This is a genomic window from Halorubrum xinjiangense (assembly GCF_049604745.1).
GTDB classification, from domain to species: domain Archaea; phylum Halobacteriota; class Halobacteria; order Halobacteriales; family Haloferacaceae; genus Halorubrum; species Halorubrum xinjiangense_A.
On record NZ_CP187140.1, the window covers coordinates 1,750,557 to 1,773,114 of the forward strand.

The 22,558-nt window shown below is 69.4% G+C and carries 23 protein-coding genes; 13 read left to right on the plus strand and 10 right to left on the minus strand.

Annotated features, from left to right (window positions below; all coding sequences use genetic code 11):
* Positions 1-12: 12 nt before the first annotated feature.
* The 3 genes from ACOZ35_RS09995 to ACOZ35_RS10005 are packed head-to-tail and all read left to right on the plus strand — an operon-like array spanning position 13 to position 1,449.
* Positions 13-588: a DNA-directed RNA polymerase gene (locus ACOZ35_RS09995; RefSeq protein WP_006114408.1), complete on the plus strand. Its 576-nt coding sequence runs from the start codon at positions 13-15 to the stop codon at positions 586-588.
* The gene (gene spt4 / locus ACOZ35_RS10000) at positions 588-785 is read left to right on the plus strand and encodes a transcription elongation factor subunit Spt4 (RefSeq protein ID WP_004597310.1); all 198 of its coding nucleotides are present in this window, start codon (positions 588-590) and stop codon (positions 783-785) included. Before ACOZ35_RS09995 ends, spt4 begins: the two co-directional genes overlap by 1 nt.
* A 28-nt stretch (positions 786-813) precedes the next feature.
* Complete coding sequence (locus ACOZ35_RS10005) at positions 814-1,449, plus strand: GTP-dependent dephospho-CoA kinase family protein (protein WP_424013464.1); 636 nt, start codon at positions 814-816, stop codon at positions 1,447-1,449.
* 18 nt (positions 1,450-1,467) lie between these two features.
* Here ACOZ35_RS10005 and ACOZ35_RS10010 read toward each other — a convergent pair whose 3' ends face one another.
* On the minus strand, positions 1,468-2,049 hold the full coding sequence (locus ACOZ35_RS10010; RefSeq protein WP_424013465.1) for a hypothetical protein: 582 nt from the start codon (positions 2,047-2,049) through the stop codon (positions 1,468-1,470).
* Between the two features lie 148 nt (positions 2,050-2,197).
* On the opposite strand from ACOZ35_RS10010, the gene ACOZ35_RS10015 reads away from it, so the two are divergent.
* The 4 genes from ACOZ35_RS10015 to ACOZ35_RS10030 all read left to right on the plus strand — a co-directional run bounded on the left by ACOZ35_RS10015 (position 2,198) and on the right by ACOZ35_RS10030 (position 4,923).
* Positions 2,198-2,503, plus strand: coding sequence for a 30S ribosomal protein S24e (locus ACOZ35_RS10015; protein ID WP_017343861.1), 306 nt, complete (start codon positions 2,198-2,200; stop codon positions 2,501-2,503).
* A 9-nt stretch (positions 2,504-2,512) separates the two neighbouring features.
* The gene (locus ACOZ35_RS10020; protein WP_424013466.1) at positions 2,513-4,267 is read left to right on the plus strand and encodes a bifunctional N(6)-L-threonylcarbamoyladenine synthase/serine/threonine protein kinase; all 1,755 of its coding nucleotides are present in this window, start codon (positions 2,513-2,515) and stop codon (positions 4,265-4,267) included.
* A 105-nt stretch (positions 4,268-4,372) separates the two neighbouring features.
* Entirely contained in the window at positions 4,373-4,672 is a 300-nt protein-coding gene (locus ACOZ35_RS10025; RefSeq protein ID WP_424013467.1) for a DUF5808 domain-containing protein, read from the plus strand.
* A gap of 116 nt (positions 4,673-4,788) precedes the next feature.
* On the plus strand, positions 4,789-4,923 hold the full coding sequence (locus ACOZ35_RS10030) for a hypothetical protein (RefSeq protein ID WP_004597316.1): 135 nt from the start codon (positions 4,789-4,791) through the stop codon (positions 4,921-4,923).
* On the opposite strand, the gene ACOZ35_RS10035 is transcribed toward ACOZ35_RS10030, so the two are convergent.
* The 4 genes from ACOZ35_RS10035 to pyrH all read right to left on the minus strand — a co-directional run bounded on the left by ACOZ35_RS10035 (position 4,907) and on the right by pyrH (position 8,648).
* Positions 4,907-5,818, minus strand: coding sequence for a sensor histidine kinase (locus tag ACOZ35_RS10035; RefSeq protein WP_424013468.1), 912 nt, complete (start codon positions 5,816-5,818; stop codon positions 4,907-4,909). The two genes, ACOZ35_RS10030 and ACOZ35_RS10035, sit on opposite strands and share 17 nt — an antisense overlap.
* Positions 5,819-5,916: 98 nt before the next feature.
* Positions 5,917-6,198 (minus strand): DUF7573 domain-containing protein, encoded by a 282-nt coding sequence (locus tag ACOZ35_RS10040; protein ID WP_424013469.1) that lies wholly within the window; start codon positions 6,196-6,198, stop codon positions 5,917-5,919.
* Positions 6,199-7,932, minus strand: a complete 1,734-nt coding sequence (gene lysS / locus ACOZ35_RS10045; RefSeq protein WP_424013470.1) for a lysine--tRNA ligase — start codon at positions 7,930-7,932, stop codon at positions 6,199-6,201.
* Complete coding sequence (gene pyrH / locus ACOZ35_RS10050) at positions 7,929-8,648, minus strand: UMP kinase (RefSeq protein WP_424013471.1); 720 nt, start codon at positions 8,646-8,648, stop codon at positions 7,929-7,931. Before pyrH ends, lysS begins: the two co-directional genes overlap by 4 nt.
* A 131-nt stretch (positions 8,649-8,779) precedes the next feature.
* Between pyrH and ACOZ35_RS10055 the strand changes: the two genes are divergently transcribed.
* The 3 genes from ACOZ35_RS10055 (at position 8,780) to ACOZ35_RS10065 (ending at position 11,639) form a co-directional block, all read left to right on the plus strand.
* Positions 8,780-9,661, plus strand: a complete 882-nt coding sequence (locus ACOZ35_RS10055; RefSeq protein WP_424013472.1) for a molybdopterin synthase — start codon at positions 8,780-8,782, stop codon at positions 9,659-9,661.
* A gap of 347 nt (positions 9,662-10,008) precedes the next feature.
* Positions 10,009-10,269, plus strand: a complete 261-nt coding sequence (locus ACOZ35_RS10060; RefSeq protein WP_004597322.1) for a DUF7123 family protein — start codon at positions 10,009-10,011, stop codon at positions 10,267-10,269.
* A 221-nt stretch (positions 10,270-10,490) separates the two neighbouring features.
* On the plus strand, positions 10,491-11,639 hold the full coding sequence (locus ACOZ35_RS10065; RefSeq protein ID WP_424013473.1) for a site-2 protease family protein: 1,149 nt from the start codon (positions 10,491-10,493) through the stop codon (positions 11,637-11,639).
* A 30-nt stretch (positions 11,640-11,669) separates the two neighbouring features.
* Here the strand turns inward: ACOZ35_RS10065 and ACOZ35_RS10070 are convergent, their stop codons facing one another.
* From ACOZ35_RS10070 to ACOZ35_RS10085, 4 genes are all read right to left on the minus strand, one after another.
* The gene (locus tag ACOZ35_RS10070) at positions 11,670-13,343 is read right to left on the minus strand and encodes an ABC1 kinase family protein (RefSeq protein ID WP_424013474.1); all 1,674 of its coding nucleotides are present in this window, start codon (positions 13,341-13,343) and stop codon (positions 11,670-11,672) included.
* A gap of 3 nt (positions 13,344-13,346) precedes the next feature.
* The gene (locus ACOZ35_RS10075; RefSeq protein ID WP_424013475.1) at positions 13,347-13,721 is read right to left on the minus strand and encodes an Hsp20/alpha crystallin family protein; all 375 of its coding nucleotides are present in this window, start codon (positions 13,719-13,721) and stop codon (positions 13,347-13,349) included.
* A 132-nt stretch (positions 13,722-13,853) separates the two neighbouring features.
* Positions 13,854-14,588 carry a DUF2391 domain-containing protein gene (locus ACOZ35_RS10080; RefSeq protein ID WP_424013476.1) on the minus strand — a complete coding sequence of 245 codons (735 nt, stop codon included), beginning with the start codon at positions 14,586-14,588 and terminating at the stop codon, positions 13,854-13,856.
* A 76-nt stretch (positions 14,589-14,664) separates the two neighbouring features.
* Positions 14,665-15,435, minus strand: a complete 771-nt coding sequence (locus ACOZ35_RS10085) for an alpha/beta fold hydrolase (protein WP_424013477.1) — start codon at positions 15,433-15,435, stop codon at positions 14,665-14,667.
* A 263-nt stretch (positions 15,436-15,698) separates the two neighbouring features.
* Here ACOZ35_RS10085 and ACOZ35_RS10090 point away from each other — a divergent pair, with 263 nt between their 5' ends.
* Complete coding sequence (locus tag ACOZ35_RS10090) at positions 15,699-15,950, plus strand: Hsp20/alpha crystallin family protein (RefSeq protein ID WP_424013478.1); 252 nt, start codon at positions 15,699-15,701, stop codon at positions 15,948-15,950.
* Positions 15,947-18,214 carry a CDC48 family AAA ATPase gene (locus tag ACOZ35_RS10095; RefSeq protein WP_424013479.1) on the plus strand — a complete coding sequence of 756 codons (2,268 nt, stop codon included), beginning with the start codon at positions 15,947-15,949 and terminating at the stop codon, positions 18,212-18,214. Before ACOZ35_RS10090 ends, ACOZ35_RS10095 begins: the two co-directional genes overlap by 4 nt.
* A 53-nt stretch (positions 18,215-18,267) precedes the next feature.
* Here the strand turns inward: ACOZ35_RS10095 and ACOZ35_RS10100 are convergent, their stop codons facing one another.
* Positions 18,268-18,510 (minus strand): hypothetical protein, encoded by a 243-nt coding sequence (locus ACOZ35_RS10100; protein WP_424013480.1) that lies wholly within the window; start codon positions 18,508-18,510, stop codon positions 18,268-18,270.
* A 422-nt stretch (positions 18,511-18,932) separates the two neighbouring features.
* Between ACOZ35_RS10100 and ACOZ35_RS10105 the strand changes: the two genes are divergently transcribed.
* Positions 18,933-22,094 carry an adenosylcobalamin-dependent ribonucleoside-diphosphate reductase gene (locus tag ACOZ35_RS10105; RefSeq protein ID WP_424013481.1) on the plus strand — a complete coding sequence of 1,054 codons (3,162 nt, stop codon included), beginning with the start codon at positions 18,933-18,935 and terminating at the stop codon, positions 22,092-22,094.
* Positions 22,095-22,558 lie beyond the last annotated feature (464 nt).

Below are 22,558 nucleotides of genomic sequence, written 5' to 3' on the forward strand. Positions count from 1 at the left end.
ACAACCAACAACATGTACAAACGAGTTCGACTCAAGGACACGGTCGAGGTCCCGCCGAAGCACCTGGCGGACGTCACCGACGAGCGGGTGAAGGCCCTGCTCCAGGACAAGCTGGAAGGACGGATGGACGAGGATGTCGGCAGCGTCGTGAGCGTCATCGAGGTTCACGACATCGGCGAGGGGGCAGTGTTACACAACCGCCCCGGCGTCTACTACGAGGCGGAGTTCGACGCGCTCACCTACGACCCCGACATGCAGGAGGTCGCCGACGGCACCGTCGTCGAGACGGTGGAGTTCGGCGCCTTCGTCGGGATCGGTCCGGTGGACGGGCTGCTCCACGTCTCGCAGATCACCGACGAGTACCTCACGTTCGACGGCGCGAACCAGCAGCTCGCCTCGTCGGACTCCGACAAGACGCTCGGGGTCGACGACGCCGTGCGCGTCCGCGTCGTCACCAAGAGCATCGACGAGCGCAACCCCCGCGACTCGAAGATCGGGCTCACGGCGAAACAGCCCGGCCTCGGCAAACACGACTGGCTGGAGGGCCAGCGGAAACACCGCGAGCAGACCGGTGAGGAGGCCGACTGATGGCCGAGGACCGCCTGGCGTGCCGGGAGTGCCACCACGTCAACGACCCCGACGCCCAGACCTGCGCGCTCTGCGGGTCGTCGTCGCTGACGGAGGACTGGGCGGGGTACGTCATCATCACCGACCCCGCGGACAGCCAGATCGCCGAGGAGATGAACGTCTCCGAGGCGGGCGCGTACGCGCTCAAGGTCCGCTAACCGGCTGGACAGCGGCCGAACGAAACCGATGACCGACTCACCCGACGACCCGTCCGACCCGCTTCTCACGCTGCCCGAATCGCTGCGCGACGCGTTCAAGGAGCCGCTGGGGCCGGTGACGACCGACGCCAACGCGCTCTTAGAAGCCGTCGACGAGACCCGCGAGCGACACGGCTCCCCGGACGAGGGCCCCCCGCGGCTGATCGCGGTCGGCGACGTGGTCACGTATCACCTCCGGGAGGCCGGCCGCGTCCCGGACGCAGCGCTGGTCGACGGGAAGACGGAGCGCGAGGCGGTCCGGGAGGAGATAGCGACCGCACTTTCTTCTACGGAAGAGCGACGCATTACCGTCGAGAACCCCGCCGCAGCGCTGTCGGCAGCGCTGCTCGACGCGATCGCGGAGGCGCTCGCGGCCGGCGAGCCGGTGACGATCGAGGTGACCGGCGAGGAGGACCTGGCGGCGCTGCCGGCGATGCTGGCGGCGCCGCTCGGGTCGACCGTCGTCTACGGCCAGCCCGGCGAGGGGATGGTCCGCGTGGCGATCACGCCCGAGACCCGACGGAAGGCGCGAGAGCTGTTCGAGGGGTTGACCGGCGACACCGCGGCCGCGTACGAGCTTCTCGGCGGCGACCCGGACGGGTTCGACGGAGCGGACGCGGAGTAAGTGACCGAGCGATCGGCGTCACCGGCCGTCGACGGCGACTGTCGCGGCGAGGACCGTGAGGCCAGCCGTCAGCGCGACCGCGGTCGTCAGCCGCGGCGTGACCGGGAACCTCGGACCCGAGACGTACGGTTCGACGCCGCTTCGGCGGAGGGCGTCGAGCGCGTCGACGCCCCAGTGACCGCTTGCCAGCAGCGCGAGGCCGACGACGACGCCGAGGCCGCCGGTGACGAACCCGATCCCCGTGAGCACGTCCTCGACGGCGAGGACCGACCAGACGTCGTCGCCGGTCGGTTCGGGGCCGCGCTCAAGGCGTCGATGGAGCGCGACGAGGCCGAGGCCGGCCCCGGCGGCCGCGACGGCGCCGACCAGGACAATCGCCGCGACGCCGAGCGGGGTCCGGGTCGGCGGTCCGGCGAAGCCCGCCTCGCGGACTGCCGCGGGCAGCGTCGCGACGACCGGCGCGGCGAGCGACCCAAGGAGCGCGATGCCGGCGCAGATCCGGGCCTTCCGGACCGGCGACAGCGGGACGATGACGTTCCCCGCCCGGACGAGCTCGTACTCCGAGCGGTCCGTGGGATCGAATCGGGAGTCGTCGGGCATCCGCGTGGTAATTGAACCCACGGTCCAAAGAAGGGAAACCCTGACATCGAAGGGGCGCTCGGTCGACGGTCGGCGAGCGGTTCGGCGGTGTCACCCCCGCTTCGAAATCCTTTTACAGCTTTCGAGGGGATATACGCCCAACTGAACCATGGACGTCGATATCATCTCCGAGGAGGAGAACCCGATGTTGCACCGCACGGACATCCGTTTCGAGACGACTCACGAGGAGGCGACCCCCTCGCGGCTGTCGGTCCGCGACTCGCTGGCCGCCAAGCTCGACAAGGACTCCGAGGAGGTCGTCGTCCACGAGCTCGACACCAAGTTCGGCATGCGTAAGACGATCGGCTACGCGAAAGTGTACGACTCCGCGGCCGACGCCTTAGAGGTCGAACAGGACCACATGCTCGAACGCAACAAGATCGGCGGCGAAGAGGCGGACGCCGAGGAAGCCTAACGCCACTGGATGCGCGTTCTCGGCATCGAGGGTACCGCGTGGTGCGCCAGCGCCGCGCTGTATGACGCCGAGACCGACTCCGTTCTCATCGAATCCGACCCCTACGAGCCGGACAGCGGCGGCATTCACCCGCGCGAGGCCGCCGAACACATGTCGGAGGCGATCCCCGAGGTCGTCGACCGGGTGCTGACCGCGGCCGAGGCGGAACACGGCTCGAACGCGGTCGACGCGGTTGCCTTCTCGCGCGGCCCCGGGCTCGGCCCCTGCCTCCGGATCGTCGGGACCGCGGCGCGGTCGCTCGCCGGGACGCTCGACGTGCCCCTCGTCGGCGTCAACCACATGGTGGCGCACTTGGAGATCGGTCGCCATCAGTCCGGCTTCGACAACCCGGTCTGTCTGAACGCCTCGGGCGCGAACGCGCACCTGCTCGGCTACCACGACGGGCGCTACCGCGTGCTCGGCGAGACGATGGACGCCGGCGTTGGCAACGCGATCGACAAGTTCACGCGCCACGTCGGCTGGAGCCACCCCGGCGGCCCGAAGGTGGAGGCGGCGGCGGCCGAGTTCGCGGCGGGCGCGGGCGGAAGCACGGCCGAGGGTGGGGGGGCCGCAGGCGACGGTGAAGGTGACGGAAGGGCCGCCGGCGCCGACCTCCTCGATCTGCCGTACGTCGTCAAGGGGATGGACTTCTCGTTTTCGGGGATCAGCTCGGCGGCCAACGACGCCGCGGACGACGGCGTCCCCGTCGAGGAGATCTGCTTTTCGCTCCAGAAGCACGTGTTCGCGATGCTCACGGAGGTGTCGGAGCGTGCCTTGTCGCTGACGGGCGCCGACGAGCTCGTGCTGGGCGGCGGCGTCGCCCAGAACGACCGCCTGCGGGAGATGTTGGCGACGATGTGCGAGGCCCGCGGCGCCGACTTCCACGCGCCCGAGCCGCGCTTCCTCCGCGACAACGCCGGGATGATCGCCGTGTTGGGCGCGAAGATGGCCGCCGCTGGGGACAGTATCGCCATTTCGGAGTCCGCGGTCGACCCGAACTTCCGGCCGGACCAGGTACCGGTGACGTGGCGAGACGGCGAGTCGGTCGCGCGCGGAGGCGCGGGTAGCGGGTCGGGCGGCGCGTCGCGCGACCCGGACGCGGACCGCCGCGGCGCGGAGGCGACCGTCACGGTCGCCGGGAGCGGCGGCGACCGTCGGGTGATCAAGCGCCGGGTGCCGAAGTCGTATCGCCACCCCGAACTCGACCGGACGCTCAGACGGGACCGGACCGTCGCGGAGGCGCGGCTGACGAGCGAGGCGCGGCGCGCGGGCGTGCCAACGCCGCTCGTGTCCGACGTCGACCTCGCGACCGCGACGCTGACGCTCCAGTACGTCGGCGAGCACGACCTCGCGACCGCCCTCGACGAGCGCGCGACGGAGGCGGTCGGCCGCCACCTCGCGCGGCTCCACGGCGCGGGGATCGTCCACGGCGACCCGACGACGCGGAACGTGCGCGTGTCGCCCGACAGAATCGAGGCGGAGGCCGGCAAGGGGGACGGCGACCCCGCACCGGAGACGTACCTCATCGACTTCGGACTCGGCTACCACACCGGTCACGTGGAGGACCACGCGATGGACCTCCACGTGTTCGAGGGGTCGATCCGGGCGACCGCGACGGACCCCGACCCGCTGATCGCGGCGTTCGAGGCGGGATACGGGGCGGTCGGCGACGGCGAGGTCCTCGAACGGCTTCGCGACGTGGCGGACCGCGGCCGGTATCGCTGACGAAGAGTGGAGCCGCCGGCCGCGGCGTCGCCACGGGCGGTCCCCCGCCGAGATCGGCGTCCGATGGCGCCACGATTTATGGTGCCAGCGGACAGAGTAGCGGACATGGGAGACAAACCGTCGTCGGGAGAAATTCTCGGAATCCCGTACAACTTCGAGCGCCCGAGCCTCGGGCGCCTGCTGTCGTCGTACTGGCAGCCCGGCAAGGGGATGCTCGTCGAGAAGCCGTTCGGCATCGGCTACACGCTGAACCTCGCAAACTGGCGGTCGTGGATCGTCCTCGCGGTCGCCGGCGGGCTCTACTACCAGCAGCAACAGTCCGGCGGACCAGACGCGTCGGGCGGGCACGACGAGGAGGCCGACGACGGGGACGGCCCCGTCGAAGTGATCGTCGACGACGACTGACGGCGACCGCGACACCCCAATCGGGGGATCCGTGCGGAGTGGTACCGCGATCGCCGGTTTTCGCCGTTGATTCCGCGTCGGATTCTTTTAAATATCAGCAGCACCTAGAGAGGGTAGTGAAAGTCCAGTTCGAGTGCTCGTGTTCGGAGGAAATCTCCGAGTTCACCCGCGGCGAGACCAGCCGCGGCGTCCACGTCGAATGCGGGAACTGCGGCGCGGTGTACGCCGTGACGATCACCGAGCTCGAGTAGCGGGTGCCGCCGCGGACTCGAACCGGAGCCGGACCGTGGTGCCGTCGTCCGTCGCCTCGAACCTGACGGTCCCCCCCTGCGTCTCGCACATCCATTTGACGAGCCACAGCCCGATGCTGCTCGCGTGCGAGAGCGGCGTCTCCTCTTCCGCCTGTAACACCGCGCGCTCGTCCGAGGGGATCCCGGGACCGTTGTCGGTGACCTCCAGACAGGTGGTCGTCCCGTTCTCGCGGATCGTCGCCGCCACGCGCCGCGTCGAGCCGTCGTTGTGGGTGACCGCGTTCTCGAACACCTCGCGGATCGGGAACTCGACGGAGTCGTCGGCGCGGATCCACGCCTCGGAGGGGGTTTCGACCGTGACCGCGGCGCCGTCGGATTCGACGACCCCGATCGCCTCGTGGACGGCGTCGACGAGGTTCACGCGACCGTCCGGCGGTTCGGGCGACGCGTCCTCGATCACCCGGAGCTTCTCGCTGATCGCGACGACGTCGTCGGTCGTCTCTCGGATAGTTTCTAGGCACTCCCGGCTCCGCTCGTCGTCGATCCGGTCGGCGAGCAGGTCGGTGTACCCCTGGATCACGTTGAGATCGTTGCGGACGTTGTGTCGGAACACCCGGCTCAACACCTGTAGCTGCTGATTGGAGGTTTCGAGGTCCCGCCGGGCAGTCTCCGCCCGCCGCCGGTGGTGCGTGACCGCGCCGTAGAGGAGTCCGCCGGACCCGGCGACGAGCAGCCAGTCCCCGACGAGGCGCGTCGGCGTCCACCCCGCCGCGGTCCCGCTCGCCGACGCGACCGCAAGGTCGACCGCGACCGCGAACAGCACACCGAGACAGAGGTACGCCGCCGTGAGAGCGGCCGCGGACCGCCCGTATATCAGTTCCGAGTTAAACGTCATTTATATTTAACTTTTACTCGCCGAATTTTCTTCGCGAGCAACTCCTCGACGGCCGCCGGCTTAAATTTTGACTGTCGCCCCCGACCGCAGAAAGACAGTCACCACGACGCGCAGTCGGCGCAGACGAAATCCGCCTCGTCGCGCCAGCGGCGCTCGACCCGCTCGCCGCAGCGGTCGCACGCCGCGCCGTCCGCGTGCCACGTCGAGGTGGCGACCGCGGGGTCGACGTCGGCGGTGTCGATGGGGCCGTCAGCGGTGTCACCGTCCGTCCCGTCGGGATCGGCGGCGTCACCCGCCACGTCGCCGGAACCGGCCTCCGAAGACTCACCGTCGGCGTCGTCCGCCGCGGCGAAGTCGTCGAGCGAGCGGTCCTCGGACATCTACGCCTCCCGTCGGAGCCGGTCGACGACGTAGTCGCGCTCCAGTTCGCCCAAGAACTCCCCCAGCCGCGGCCCCTGCGTGTCGTCGAAGAAGAGGCGGTAGCCCGCTGCGAAGAAGTCACTCACCTCGACATCGTGGTCACGGGCAGTCTCGTACATCGCCCCCTGGATCTCCTCGCCGTCGTGGCCGGCCGCGACGAAGTCGGCGAGGTCGTCGAGCGCGGCCGCGACGTCCTCGTCGAACTCGACTGCGGGGAGGTCAGTCTGGAGGCGGTAGTCGTACTCGTTCTCGGTCCGCTCGGCCCAGTTCCGGGCCTGCTCCACGCGGGCGAGCGCGGCGTCGACCGCGTCGTCGTCGGCGTCGTCCGGGATGTGCCCCTCGTCGCGGGCGAGGCGCTCGCGGAAGTCGGGGTCGTCGACCATCCCGAGGACCGCCGCGAACGTGTAGGGGAGCCGGATCGGCTTCTCCGTCGGCGGGTCGTCGGGGCGACCGACGACGAACGGGTAGGCGCGCTTGGCGAAGGCGGTGAGGTCCGCGTCGTCGACCTCGCCGAAGTAGGCGCGCTCGAACCGGTCGAAGCGGTCGACGAGCTGGTCGAGCCGCTCGACGTCGAGGTCGCGGGCCTTCTTCGGGTGGAGCGCGAAGAAGTAGCGCAACACCTCGGGTTCGAGGAGTTCCAGGAGCTCCTGGACCGTGACGACGTTGCCCTCGGAGGAGGAGAACGCCTCGCCGTTGAGCGTGAACCACTCGTACACCATCGGGACGGGCGGCTCCTCGCCGAAGACGTTCCGCGCGACATCGACGCCGGAGGGCCACGACCCCTCGGCGTGGTCCTTCCCGAACGGCTCGAAGTCGACGCCGAGGACGCCCCACTGGGCAGGCCACTCCAGCCGCCACGGGAGCTTCCCCTCGCGGAACGTCGCGGTCCCCTCGTGGCCGCAGCCCTCGATGGTGTTGCCGCCGGCGTCCATGTCGGTACAGACGTAGTCGACGGTCTCCGCGTCGAGGTCGATCGCCGTCACCGTCTCCGTCACCTTGCCGCACGCCTCGCAGACCGGATTGAAGGGGACGTACTCGTCGTCGACCTTGTCCTGGTACGGCGAGAGCACCTCGCGGACGCGCTCGACGTCGCCAAGGACCGTCCTGACCGCGTCGTCAAACGTCCCGTCGGCGTATAAATCGGTGTTCGAGAGCATCTCGACGGGGACGTTCAGGCGGTCGGCGTCGGCCTTCAGCAGGCCCGCGAAGTGGGCCGCGTACGACTCGGCCTCGCCGAACGGGTCCGGGATCGCCGTGTACGGTTTGCCGAGGTTGCGGCCGAGCGCGCCCGCGTCGACCTCGCCGAGCCCGACGATCTCGCCGTCCGCGTTCGCCAGCTTGCGCGGGACCTTCCGCAGCGGGTCCTTGTCGTCGGAGGTGAACACCTGCCGGACCTCGTGGCCGCGGTCGCGCAGCACCTCGGCGACGAAGTAGCCGCGCATGATCTCGTTGAAGTTGCCGAGGTGCGCGACGCCGGAGGGGGAGACGCCGCCCTTGATCACGATCGGGTCGTCGGGGTCTCGGCTTTCGATCTCGTCGGCGACGACGTCGGCCCAGAAGGCGTGGAAGGTCCCGGCGGACTCCTCGGCCGCGCCCTGGCCGTCGTCGGTCGCCGCTTCGTCGACCTCAGCTTCGTCGACCTCGTCGAGCGCGGTCTGCTCGGAGAGGATGTGCGGGGAGTCGTCCGTGCTCATCGCTCCCCCGTCCAGTACTCCGGTTCCTCGCCGTCGACGGGAATCACGTCGGTCCCCGTGTGGTCGCCGCGCAGCACGGCGTCAACGACGGCGCTCGGGTCGGTGCCGTCTAAGACGATCGACCGGATGCCGGCCCGGTCGATCAGCTTCGCGGCGAGCAGGTCGACGGGCGCGGACGCGCCCGCGTTGCGGCTCATCGGGAGGACGACCTCGACGAGCTCGGCCGGCGACAGCGACGCGAACTGGGTCGCGTCGGGGTCGGCGTTGGGGTCGGCGTCGTACACGCCGTCGGCGCTCGTGGCGTACACGAGCAGGTCTGCGTCGACCGACTCGGCGAACGCGGCGGCGACCGCGTCGGTGGTCTGTCCCGGCGTCACCCCGCCCATCACCGCCACCTCGTCGCGGCGGAGGGCCGCGGCCGCCTCCTCGGTATCGACCGCGGGCGCGAGGCTCGCGCGGTCGCCGAGCGCGGCGATCAGGAGCCGGGCGTTGAGCCGGGTCGTCCCGATGCCGAGCCGGTCGAGCTCCACCTCGTTGGCCCCGATCTCGCGGGCCGTCTCGATGTACTCGCGGGCGACGCCGCCACCGCCGACGACGACCCCGACCTCGCAGCCGTCGGCGGCCAGCCGTTCGATCGCCTCGGCGTAGGCGGCCACGCGCTCGGGGTCGAGGTCCGGCGCGAGCACGCTCCCGCCGACAGAAACGACGACTCTCATTGCTGACGAGTACCCCTGTCGCGGTCTTAAGGATTGTCAAGCCCGGACGCGCCGGAACCGGTGCGTGAAGCGAATTCGACCCGACGGGATGACCGGGAAACGCCTAAGCCGGTCGCGGCCCGCTCTCGGATATGCGACCGATATCGATCGTCGGCGACGGCGCCTCGGCGCTGGCGCGGCGGCTCGCGGCGCGGCTGGACGGGCGGGTCGCCGTCATGGAACGCGACGCCGGCCCGAACGGCGGGGGACGGAGCGAGGCGGACTCGGGCGATCCGGCCGATCCGGCCGCCGACGGCGGGGTCGTCGACGGCGAGGTCGTCGCCCCCGAGCGTCGCCCCGACGCCGACACCGAGATCGCGTTCGACGCGGACGGGAACTGGCGCGGCCGGGGGAGCGTCGAGGGGTTCGACGACCTGCTCGACGGGCTCGCCCCCGACCACGACTACCTGCTGGCGCTCGGCGAGTCGCGGCTGCGCGTGCCCGCTGTCCTCCTCAGTCCCAATCCGGACCCCGAGAGCGTGCCGGGAACGGTCCTCGCGACCGCGCGTGCCCCCGACGAGGTCGACCTCGACGCGCTCGTCGCCGACCTCGACGACGCGGAGCCGTGGATCACCCGCGAGACGCTCGTACGGCGCGTCGAGGCGTCGGCAGACGCGGAGCGGTCGGGCGCCATCGCGACGTTCACCGGTCGCGTGCGCGCCCGCGACGACCCGGACGACGACCGGACGACGCACCTCGCGTTCGAGAAGTACGAGGGGGTCGCCGAGGCGCGGATGGGCGACATCGCCGACGAGCTCGAGGCCCGCGACGGCGTCTTCGAGGTACGGATGCACCACCGGACGGGCGTGATCGAGGCGGGCGAGGACATCGTGTTCGTCGTCGTCCTCGCCGGGCACCGCCGGGAGGCGTTCCGGACGGTCGAGGACGGGATCGACCGGCTGAAAGACGAGGTGCCGATATTCAAGAAGGAGGCGACGGAGTCGGAGACGTTCTGGGTCCACCGGCGCGACTAAGCGGCGGTGTCGGGGACGCAATCGCGGCCGGCGCCGACCGGCGAGACGACCGCGCGAGGGGCGCGCGAGGGGCGCGCGGCCGCTCCGAGCCGGCGTTAAGCGGCCTATTTTGCTGGTAATTGTCGGACGAACGCGGCGGCGACGAGTGACTCGCCTCCCGAGTGGTTTGTGAGAGAAACGGCCGCAAAACGGATTATAAAATATCTACGGCGTTCTAGAACGGTTTTAAAGAGTCCGTCAGACACGTTTTACCCCGGCAAGTTCGGTGAAACGCCCTGAAACCCCCTGAACGTCGCCCAACGGTGTCGCCTTTATAACACCCTTCGGCGGCAAGCGTGGAGTGTACCATGAGCGCGACAGCGAACCCCTCCACGAACGCGAGCGCGAACGACGACCGCAGCAAGGAAGAGCGGCTGAAGCAGTACCTGCTCGACCGCGCGCAAGACGGCGAGATGTACTTCAAAGGGAAGTTCATCTCCGAGGACGTCGACCTCTCGCCGAAGGAGATCGGCGCCCTGATGGTGAAGCTCCGCGACTCCGCGACGGAGCTCACCGTCGAGAAGTGGTCGTACACGGGCGCGACGACCTGGCGCGTCGAGCCCGCCTGACGCACCCGCTCCGACGACCGACGGCCGCAGCACCGGCTCCGACGCGAGGCACCGCACTGACGCCCACCACCGCACCGACGCCCGCGGTTCGGTCCCCGACTCGCGCTTTCTGACCGCGCACGCGTCCGCCCCGCGAACCGAGCGGACTGCCGGTCCCCCGTTTCCGGTTCGCTCACCCGCCGACGCGGGGTTTATACTCGCCGACCAGCTACGACGAGCCGATGCCAGAACACGAGGACGCGGCGGCGGCCGGCGACGGCGCGCCGCGTCCGGAGCCCCTCCGGACGTTCTTCCGGATCGACGAGGTCCGTCGCGAAGACGGCCGCGTGCGATACCGCGGCGAGTCGTACGTCCCGGAGCGGACGCTGCTGCGGAAGCTGACTCCGCACTTCCGAGAGGCGGGCTACGAGGTCGACGTGGAAGTCGTCGACGACGGCCACGTCGTCGTCGCGACACCGTTCGACCGCGGGCGTGACGGGATCCCGTGGGTGAACGTCGCCATGTTCGCGGCCACCGTGCTGTCGACGCTGTTCGTCGGCGCGTACGGCTGGTACTACGTCCCCCTCTCGGAGATCCAGTCGAACCCCCTCTCGCTGCTTCAGGCGTGGCCGTTCACCGCCGCGGTCCTCGGCGTCCTGATGACCCACGAGCTCGGCCACTACGCCGCCGGGCGCTACCACGGCGTCCCCGTCTCGCTGCCGTACGTCATCCCCTTCATCTTCCCGTTCGGCACGCTCGGCGCGGTGATCCGCATCCGCGGACGGATGCCCTCGCGGAAGGTCCTCTTCGACATCGGCGCCGCGGGCCCGATCGCGGGGCTGGTCGCGACGGTCGTCGTGACCGCCATCGGCCTCTCCTTGGACCCAATTCAGGTGCCGGCGGAGCTCGCGAGCTCGTCCAGCTCAGTGATCCGGTTCAACAACCCGCCACTCCTTGACCTCATCGCCGGCGTCCTCGGCCAGCCGACGAGCTACGGCGACCCGCGGCTCACCGCCCATCCGGTCGTGATCGGCGGGTGGGTGGGAATGTTCTTCACCCTCCTGAACCTGCTCCCGGTCGGCCAGCTCGATGGCGGCCACATGGTCCGGGCGATGCTCGGACCGCGACAGGAGACGGTGGCGGCGCTCGTCCCGGTCGCGCTGTTCGGTATCGCCGCGTACCTCCACTTCTGGCGGGGGCTCGGGCTGAACGAGTCCGTCGGACTGTGGGCGTTCTGGGGCGTGTTCGCGACGGTGATCGCGTTCAACGGGCCGGCCGACCCGACCGACGAGGGAGGGGTGGGACTCCCGCGGCTCGCGGTCGGCCTCGCCACGTTCGCCGTCGGCGCGCTCTGTTTCCTCCTCGTGCCGATCCAAGTCGTCGGCGCGTGACGCCGCGGCGACTGAGACGTGGAGGGCGACTCAGTCGTCGCGCCGGTTCTTCATCCCCTGCCTGGTGAACTGGGGCGTGGTCCGGAGCCCGCGCTTCTTCCGGAACGACCGGTACAGGGCGATCGCGAGCGGCGCGGCCAACGCGAGGACGACGAGCGCGAGCCGCCAGTTCTCCGCGAACGAGTAGAGGATCGTCGCCGAGAGGACGCCGACCGCGAGCAGCACGGAGTAGGCGATCCGCATCGCCAGCTTCTCTAAGACCTTCGTGTCGTCCTCCAGCACGACGTTGACCGTCAGGTCGTCGCGGTTGGCGCGGTCGAGGAACTCGTCGGCCTTCGGCGGGACGGTAAAGAGCGCCTCGGTGGTCTTTTGCACCTGTCGACCGGCGTCCTCGGCGAGGTCGCGGGCGGTCTGCTCGTAGTACCCCTCCTCGCGGAGGTAGTCGGTCGCCGTCGAGATGAAGTCGAACTCGGGGTCCAAGGTGACGCAGACCCCCTCGACGACGGTGGCGACGCGGAGGACCAAGGCGAGGTTCGGTGGGAGCCGCAGCGGGAACTCGTAGATGGTCGACTCCACCTGCTCGATGATCTGGTTCACCTGGTACTGCTCGATGTCCTCGCCGCTGGCGTCGGCGATGGCCAGCTCCATCACGTTGCCCATCACCTCGCGGTCGGCCTCCGGCGAGAGCGTCCCCATCGAGATCAGCGTGTCGAGGATGGCGTCGATGTCCTGCCGCGCGACCGCGACGTAGAACTCGACGATCTTCTCCTGGACGAACGGGTCGACCCGGCCCGCCATCCCGAAGTCGTAGAATATCACGGCGCCGTCGTCCGCGACCGCGAGATTCCCCGGGTGGGGGTCGGCGTGGAACACGCCGTCCTCGATGATCATCTGGAGGTACACCTCCTGGAGCGTCTCCGCGATCTCCGTCCGGTCGTGGCCCGCCTCGTCGAGCGCGTCGATGTCGCTGATCTTCGTGCCCGGGACGTACTCCATCGTGAGCACGCGCGGCCCGGAGACCGCCTCGTACGTCTCCGGGATCCGGATCCGGTCCTCGTCCGCGAAGTTGCCGCGGATCTCCTCGAGCATCGTCCGCTCGCGCTCGTAGTCCATCTCCTCGCGGATCGTCTTCGCGAACTCGTCGGCGAGGTTCTCGAGGGAGAACGCGCGGCCGGCGCCGGTGAACCGCTTGACGAGCGGGATCGACCAGCGGATCGTCCGGAGGTCGGCCTCGACGAGCGACTCGATCCCCGGGCGGCGCACCTTCACCGCGACCGGGGTCCCCTCGTACTCCGCGGTGTACACCTGCCCGAGGCTCGCGCCGCTTATCGGGTCGCGATCGAAGTCGTCGAACGTCTCGTCGACCGGGCCGAACTCGTCTTCGAGGACGACCTTCGACTCCTCCCACGGCGCGGGCGGCACGTCGTCTTGGAGCCCCTCCAACACCTCGATGTACGCCGGCGGGAGGATGTCCGGCCGCGTCGAGAGGATCTGCCCGAGCTTGATGAACGTCGGGCCGAGCGTGAGCAGGATGTCGAGCAGCACCGCCGCGCGCTCGCGCTGCGTCTCGGCGTCGACTTCGCGGCTCCCGCCGAACAGGAAGTAGCGGCGGCTGTCACGCCAGTAGGCGACGATGAGCGGCGAGAACCGCCGCAGAACGACGACGAACCGCCAGTAGGCGCGAAGGTTGACCAGCGTGACCACCCGTCAGGCGTCGCCCTCGTCGTCCGCGTCGTCGACGGGGATGGTCCGCGAGGCCTCTCGTGCCCGCTTCGGCAGCGTGATTTCGAGGACGCCGCGGTCGATCTCGGCGTCCGCGCCCGCACCGTCGGCGTCGCTCGGGAGGGGAAGCTCCGCGTCGAGGAACAGCGGGCGGTCCTCGCGGACGTACTCGAACCCCTCGGGGACGGCCTTCTCGCGGCGCCCCTCGATGTCGATGCGCCCGTCCTCGACGAGCACCTCGGTGGTCTCGGCGGTCGCGCCCGGGAGGTCGACGACGAGGACGTACCCCTCGTCCGACTCGAGTAAGTCCGCAAACACCGCGTCCGGGAGGTCCCGGAGCGCGTCGCGTAGCGCTGACATAGAGGGAGATAGGGCCGCCGCGGCGAAAAACCTGTGGAAAGACGGGGTCCGATCGCAGGATCCGAGGCGGGCTCTCGACCGCGGTCGCGGCCGGTGACCCCGAATCGGGTCGTCGAGGTCGCCGGCCTCGGCTCAGTCGTCGTCCCTGATGTCGAGGTCGAACTTCCCGAGGTCCTCGCCCTGCGACTCGCCCGGGAGGATGTCGCCCAGCCCCGCGCCGAACGCGGCCGCGGCCCAGACGACCGCGATCCGACCGAGCCGTTCGAGCGCGGTGGGGTCTCCCTCGTGGAGTCGGCCCCAGAACAGCAGCATGGTCGCTGACGTGGTCAGGGAGACGAGGAGGACGCCGGCGTACCGGCGGGGAATGAGTCCGAAGATCGGGTGTCTGATCGTGATCTGCCGGAAGTCGGCGAAGTAGAGGAGTCCGGCGGTCGCGAGGAAGATGAACCCGACGTGCCCGATCAGGAGGACCGGGACGCCGGCGACGGTGGTCGCCGCGAACCAGGCGGCGATCTCGAAGACGCCGCCCTCGACGAGCAGCGGGAGCGCGAACAGCACCGCCCCCACGAACGACTCGGCCAGGTCCCGGGAGGTGTACTTGGTGATCCGCTCGGCGAGCGCGCCGGTCCCGGGCATCCGCTCGACGAGCGAGATGGTCTGCCTGACCTTCTCGCGCTCGTGCCCCTCGTCGACGGTGTCGCTCAGGGCGTCGAGCTTCGCGAGCAGGTCGTCGAGGTCCGGCTCCGTGGGCCCGTGCGCGGGATCGGTCGAGGCTCCCGTCCCGTCCGGCCCGTTCGCGTCGCTCGGGCCGTCCCGTCCGTCGGGGTCGCTCGCCCGACCCGCGTCCCGTTCGTCGCTGTCGACCATGTGCCCCCGCGACGCGCGAGCGACCTAAAAGGATACCCTCGCGGGCGCCCGGGAACCCGGCACCGCGGTCGGCCGCTCAAATCCGGCCGAGGAATTCCGAGAGCGCCTCGTTGAACGCGGCCGGCCGTTCGAGCATCGCGAGGTGGGCTGCGTCCGGGAGCTCGGTCCACTCCCCGTCCGGAATCTCCCCGGCGAGGTACTCGTGGTACGCCGGCGGGGTGAGCCCGTCGTGCGCGCCGACGAGCGCGAGCGCCGGGACGTCGACCGCGTCGAGGCGGTCCCGGACATCGAAGCGGTGGCACGTCAGGAAATCCCGTTCGGTGATGGCTCGCCCGCACGCGCGCATCGACGCCTCCGACAGCTCGACGTACTCGGCTGGTGCGTCGTGGAAGAGCCGATCCGGCTCGTGGAGCAGCGAGACGGCCCGGTCGAAGTCGTCAGCGAGCGCGTCGCGGAGGGGCTCGGCCACCGCGAGCTTCGCGCCCGTGCCCGCGAGGACGAGGCCGTCGAGCGCGAGGTCGCGCTCTAAGGCGACCCACAGCGCGACCGCGCCGCCGAGGGAGTTGCCGCAGAGGACGGTCGCGTCCGTCGCCTCCGCGACCGCGACGACGTCGTCCGCGTAGGCGTCGAACGTCTCGCGCCCGGCGGGCGTCCCGACGTCGTCGCTGTCGCCGTGCCCGGAGAGATCGACGGCGACGCCCGGAAACCGGTCGGCGATCCGCGCCTGCGACTTCCAGACGTCCTTCGTACCGCCGCTGCCGTGGACGAAACAGACCGTCGGTCCGTCGCCGCCGCGGTCGAAGCGGCGGGACGCCGTCTCGCGGCCGTCGTGGGTGACCCGTTCCATAGCCGGCGGTTCGGCGCCGAGCGGTATAAACGCCCGAGGGGAACGACTCGCGATCGGCGCCCTGCGATCCGAAGTGGAAACGGGGCGCGCTCGGCGCCCCGCGATCCGAAGTGGAGACGGGGCGCGGCGCCGGCCGCCGGACGACGGCCGATGGGGGAAGATCGGGCCCGAACCGCTACACTACCGATGTACCGAAGAAACACTCACGTCATGCGATTTTGAGCGTCAAGTTTATATACTTGCGCGACTAACTCGTAGTTAGGATGAATCACATACAGACCCGATCGACCGGGGACGGCGCGCTGCTGCGCCGGTATGAGTACGACGACGCCTGGACCGTCGCCGCCGATCTCGGCGTCGACGACGAGACCGTCACCGTCGACACCGTCGGCGAGACGGCGATCGTCGTCGTGGAGGGACCGGACGGGCCGGTCGAATCGGAGTTCGAGCTGCCCGGAACGGCCGCCGACGCGGCCGTGAACAACGGCGTCCTCACCGTGGAGGGCGAGCGATGAAGCTCACCGTCAAGCCGCTGAAACAGAAGGACGCCGGTCGCCGCCTCGCGGCGATCGACCGCGTCGCGGCCGACGAGCTCGGGCTCTCCGGCGGGGACATCGTCCGCGTCGAGGGCTCGGACGGAGCGGCGATCGCTCGCGTCTGGCCCGGCTACCCCGAGGACGACGGCACCGGCGTGATCCGCATCGACGGCCGCCTCCGCCAGGAGGCCGACGTGGGGATCGACGACCGCGTCACCGTCGAGGACGTCGACGTCTCGCGCGCGGACGCGGTGACGATCGCCTTCCCGAGCCAGCTGCGGGTACGGGGCCAGATCGCCCCGTTCATCCGCGACAAGCTCTCCGGACAGCCCGTCACTGAGGGGCAGACGATCCGGACCTCCCTCGGCTTCGGGCTGATGGGCGGTCAGTCGCAGGCGGTGCCGATGAAGATCGCCGAGACCAGCCCCGGCGGCACGGTCGTCATCACCGACGAGACGGAGATCAGCATCTCCGAGATCTCCGCCGAGGAGCTCGCCGACCGCGGCGAGGCCGCCGGCGGCACCGGCGAGGGCCCCGACGTCACCTACGAGGACATCGGCGGGCTCGACGACGAGCTCGAGCAGGTCCGCGAGATGATCGAGCTGCCGATGCGGCACCCGGAGCTGTTCAAGCGCCTCGGCATCGACCCGCCGAAGGGTGTCCTGCTCCACGGCCCGCCGGGCACGGGGAAGACGCTGATCGCGAAGGCGGTCGCCAACGAGATCGACGCGAACTTCCACACGATCTCCGGCCCGGAGATCATGTCGAAGTACTACGGCGAGAGCGAAGAGCAGCTCCGTGAGGTGTTCGAGGAGGCGTCCGAGGAGTCGCCGTCGATCATCTTCATGGACGAGCTGGACTCCATCGCGCCCAAGCGCGAGGAGGCCGGCGGCGACGTCGAACGCCGCGTCGTGGCCCAGCTCCTCTCGCTGATGGACGGGCTCGAAGAGCGCGGCGAGGTCGTCGTCATCGGGGCGACGAACCGCGTCGACGCCATCGACCAGGCGCTCCGACGGGGCGGCCGCTTCGACCGCGAGATCGAGGTCGGCGTCCCCGACCGCGACGGCCGCAAGGAGATCCTTCAGGTCCACACGCGGAACATGCCGCTGACGGACGACATCGACCTCGACGAGTACGCCGAGAACACCCACGGGTTCGTCGGGGCCGACCTTGAGTCGCTGGCGAAGGAGTCCGCGATGCACGCGCTGCGGCGCATCCGCCCGGAGATCGACCTCGAAAGCGACGAGATCGACGCCGACGTGCTGAACAGCATTCAGGTGACCGAGTCCGACTTCAAGGAGGCGATCAAGGGGATCGAACCCTCCGCGCTGCGGGAGGTGTTCGTGGAGGTCCCCGACGTCACCTGGGACGACGTGGGCGGCCTCGAGGGCACCAAAGAGCGGCTCCGCGAGACGGTCCAGTGGCCGCTGGAGTACCCCGAGGTGTTCGAGGAGCTCGACATGCAGGCCGCCAAGGGCGTCCTGATGTACGGCCCGCCGGGCACGGGGAAGACCCTGCTCGCGAAGGCCGTCGCCAACGAGAGCGAGTCGAACTTCATCTCGATCAAGGGGCCCGAGCTGCTGAACAAGTACGTGGGCGAGTCCGAGAAGGGCGTCCGCGAGGTGTTCAGCAAGGCCCGCGAGAACGCGCCGACGATCGTGTTCTTCGACGAGATCGACTCGATCGCGACCGAGCGCGGGAAGAACTCCGGCGACTCCGGCGTCGGCGAGCGCGTCGTCTCCCAGCTGCTGACGGAGCTCGACGGGCTCGAATCGCTGGAGGACGTCGTCGTCATCGCGACGACGAACCGCCCCGACCTCATCGACTCGGCGCTGCTGCGCCCCGGCCGCTTGGACCGACACGTCCACGTGCCCGTCCCGGACGAGACGGCGCGCCGCCGGATCTTCGAGGTCCACACGCGGAACAAGCCGCTGGCGGACGACGTCGACCTCGACGCGCTGGCGCGCAAGACCGAGGGGTACGTGGGCGCCGACATCGAGGCGGTCGCCCGCGAGGCGTCGATGAACGCCTCTCGGGAGTTCATCGGCAGCGTCACGCGCGAGGAGGTCGGCGAGTCCGTCGGCAACGTCCGCGTGACGATGGAGCACTTCGAGGACGCGCTGGGCGAGGTGAACCCCAGCGTCACCCCCGAGACCCGCGAGCGCTACGAGGAGATCGAAAAGCAGTTCAAGCGGTCGGAGGTCGACCGCACGGAAGCCGAGCCGGGCGCCGCGTTCCAGTAGAGCGGCGGCCGTCCGTTCCGGTGGGCGAGCGGTTCTCGCCCGCGGCGATTTTTTCAGACCAGACCGAGCGTCGACAGCAGGTAGAAAACGGCGACGACGACGATGCCGATCGTGACGAGCCGCCACGCGAGCTTCAACACGAACTTGCCGACGACGATTATCAGCGCGACGGCGACGAGGGCGACCAGCAGCTGGCCGACCTGACTGCCGAGCAGCGCGGCCTGTGCCGGCGCGATGAGTCCCGCGAGCGCGAGTGATGAGGCGGTCATGTCCTCGCCCACGGCGACGCCGGGCATAAGCTTGTGGGACGAGGGACGTTCCGGGTACGAATTCTGATAGGTGTGGGGCAAACCCGCGCCGTATTCGGATGCGCGCTCGGTCGCACGGCCATCACAGAGGCGCCGCCACCCGGCACCGACGGCGAAACCACCACCGAGCAACCCCCCTTCTGTTCCGGTGGGAGACGGCTCCGGTCTCCCGTTTTATTCGGTCGGAGTTCAGTTTCACTCCGGTCTACCTACGCTTATGTGTCCGGAGTCCCTTTCGTACCGACGTACCGGATTCAGCGTCAGACGCCCCGGTCCGACGTTACATACCGAATCGGACATGTAGATGCCGGGCGGGTCCGAACATCCGAACCTACAAGGGCCCGCCTCGCCAGTACACCAACACTACAGATGATCCATATCCCACGCCAAGCCAGCGGGGTGGCCGCCGAATGAGCAGCGACGGCGTCTCCGCCGACGGAGTCGAACTGCCGATCAAACGAACGACGGGCGACACCATGGAGGAGCGCCTCACGGGCAACGCCTACGAGAACATCCTGCCCGCGCGCTACCTCCGGAAGAACGCGGACGGCGAACCGATCGAGGATCAGGAGGAGCTATTCGACCGCGTCGCGCGCAACGTCGCGCTCGCGGAGGCGGTCTTCGAGGCCGAAAAGCAGGGCGTCGAGGTCACCGTCACGCCCGACCAGCTGAAGCCCGACCACCCCCGGCGCGACGAGCTCGCCGAGGAGGTCTTCGGCGCGGGCACGACCGCGGCGGACGACGCGGAGACCGCGCTCACCGCCCACAACGTCAACAAGTTCTCGTACGAGACGGTCGTCCCCGAGCTTCCCGAGAGCGTGCGCGACCACGTCGAGGCGACCGCCGAGACGTTCCGGCAGGGGATGGAGTCGCTCTCCTTCATGCCGAACTCGCCCACCCTGATGAACGCGGGCGACGAGCTCCAGCAGCTCTCCGCCTGCTTCGTCGACTCGCCGGGCGACGACATCACCGACATCCACCAGACCGCCAAGGAGGCGGCCGAGGTGTTCCAGTCCGGCGGCGGCATGGGGTACGCCTTCTGGCAGCTCCGTCCCTACGGCGACTCGGTCGGCTCCACCGGCGGCATCGCCTCCGGCCCGATCACGTTCATGCGGACGTTCGACCAGATGTGCGAGACGATCGCGCAGGGCGGCGCGCGCCGCGGCGCCCAGATGGGCGTCATGCGCATCTCGCACCCGGACGTCATCCAGTTCATCCATGCGAAGAACAAGGACGTCTCGCTGGCCCACACGCTGCGCCTGAACGACCCCGACGACTTCACGCACAACTCCTTCGCGGACGCCTTAGAGGAGGCCCGCGATCTCATCGACGACGACGGCAAGGTGCCGGAACACCTCCGGAACGCCGTCGAGGGCCACCTCTCGAACTTCAACATCAGCGTCGGCGTCACCGACGACTTCATGGACGCGCTGCGGAACGACGAGGAGTTCACCTTCACCAACCCCCGCACCGGGGAGGCCCACGTCGCGACGCCGGAGACGAAAGAGCTCTACGACATGTTCGGGCTCGGCGAGCACGTCGAGGTCGGCGAGGAGCTCTCGATCCCGGCCGCCGAGATCTGGGACGACATGATCGAGGGCGCCCACGAGAACGGCGAGCCGGGCGTCGTCTACCTCGAACGTATCAACAAACAGCACTCCTTCGACGTCGAGGAGAACCCGGATCACCGGATCCTCGCGACGAACCCCTGCGGCGAGCAGCCCCTGGAGGAGTACGAGGCCTGTAACCTCGGCCACATCAATCTCTCGACGCTGGCGGATCTGGACGCGCCGGACTGGCGCGTCTGGTCCGAAGAGCACGCCGACGAGTACGACTCCGAGGCGGCCGCGATCGACGCCTTCCTCGAGGAGGCAATCGACTTCGAGGAGTTCGACGACCGGATCGCGTACGGCACGCGATTCTTAGAGAACGTCGTCACGATGTCCGACTTCCCGGTCGACAAGATCGAAGAGAAGGTCCGCGACATGCGGAAGATCGGACTCGGCATCATGGGGCTCGCACAGCTGTACATCCAGCTCGGTGTCCGCTACGGCTCCGAGGAGGGCAACGAGATCGCCCGCCAGCTGATGACTCACATCAACCACGAGTCGAAGCTGGCCTCCCACGAGCTCGCCGAGGAGCGCGGGACGTTCAACGACTGGGAGGACTCGAAGTACGCGGACCCGACCGAGTACCGCGACTGGTTCGAGCACTACACCGGCCTCGACGCCGACGAGTGGGAAGACGGCTTCCCGGTCCGCAACCACAACACGACGACGATCGCCCCGACGGGCACGACGTCGATGATCGGCAACACGACCGGCGGCTGTGAGCCCATCTACAACGTCGCCTACTACAAGAACGTCTCCGACGACGTCCAGGGCGACGAGATGCTCGTCGAGTTCGACGACTACTTCCTGCGCACGCTGGAGGCCAACGACGTCGACGTCGACGCCGTCAAGCGCGAGGCGCAGGAGCAGATGGCCGCAAACGAGTTCGACGGCGTCGAGGGGCTCGACACCGTGCCGAACGCGATCGGCGAGCTGTTCGTCGTCACCGGCGACCTCTCCGCGAAGGACCACGCGGGCGTGCAGGTCGCCTGCCAGAAGGGCGTCGACTCCGCCATCTCGAAGACCGTGAACGCGCCCAACGACTCCACGCTGGGCGACGCCAAGGAGGTCTTCGAGTACATCTACGAGAACGGCGGGAAGGGCGTCACCTACTACCGCGACGGCACCCGCTCGAAGCAGGTGCTCACGACGCGCGCGCAGAACACCGAGTTCGCCGACGAGAGCGAGGCGGCCGAGACGATCGTCGAGCAGATCAGCGAGGTGTTCGGCGGGATCGAGGCGTTCCTCGACAACGAGGACGTCCAGGCCGCGATCGACGCGGAGATCTCGGACCTGCTCGAAACGACGGAGCAGCCCCGGATCGACTACAGCGAGCGCAGCCCGCGTCCCGACTCCCTGAACGGCGTTACGCAGCGCGTCGAGACGGGCTACGGCAAGCTGTACGTCACCATCAACGAGGACGAGAACGGGCTGCCGTTCGAGCTGTTCGCGAACATCGGCCACTCCGGCGGCTACACCAACTCCTTCACGGAGGCGCTCGCGAAGGTTATCTCGACGGCGCTGCGCTCCGGCGTCGACCCCGAGGAGATCGTCGACGAGCTCCAGGGCACCCGGAGCCCGAAGGTCGCCTGGGACAAAGGCGAGCAGATCCAGTCGATCCCGGACGCCATCGGCACCGCGCTGCGGCGCTACCTCGACGACGACGTCGACAAGGGGATCCCCCAACAGCAGAGCCTCGACGACGTCGAGGAGAGCGCGGCGGGCACGAGCCCCCCGAGCCAGACCGACGGCGGCGCGGTCGACGCCGGCACGGCGACCGACGCCCCGAGCGCGGGCGCTCCCGGGCCGGCGGCGGAAGACGACGCCGCCGGCGCCGACGACTCGACCCAGGAGCTCATCGCGGCGGGCGAGTCGCCCGAGTGCCCCGAGTGCGGCGGCATGAACCTCTACTACTCCGAGGGCTGCAAGACGTGCGAGTCGTGCGGCTGGTCGGAGTGTTAGACGGGCCGAACCGGCGGTGACGAGCGGTCGACGACGCGGTTTTTTGCGATTCGGACGAACGCGATCGATACCGGGAATACGTTGATCGATTCGGCTGATCGACCGTTTATAAGTCGAACTGTGCTGTTGCTGGCGGCTGTTTATAAGTTGTCGGCAACGCCACGGTGGCGATCTCCAAAGCCCCAGCCGCTCACTTATAAATAATTGACTGCGGAGTGGCGGTGAACACCGCCAAAGCCCCAGTCGCGAGACGGGCGCACGCTCGCTGCGCTCCTCGCTCAGTCGCTACCGCTCCTTCGCTGCGGTGCTTACGTCGCCTGCGCCCGTCTCGCGACTGCCCCTTTGAGTCCCACCCGACCGCGACCGCACCGCAGCCTCACACCTCCCCAGCCTCGTCGGCCGCCCTCCGCGTTGCTCCGGGGCGGCCGACTCCCTCGCGCGTGCTGCTCGGCCGCGGGGCGGCC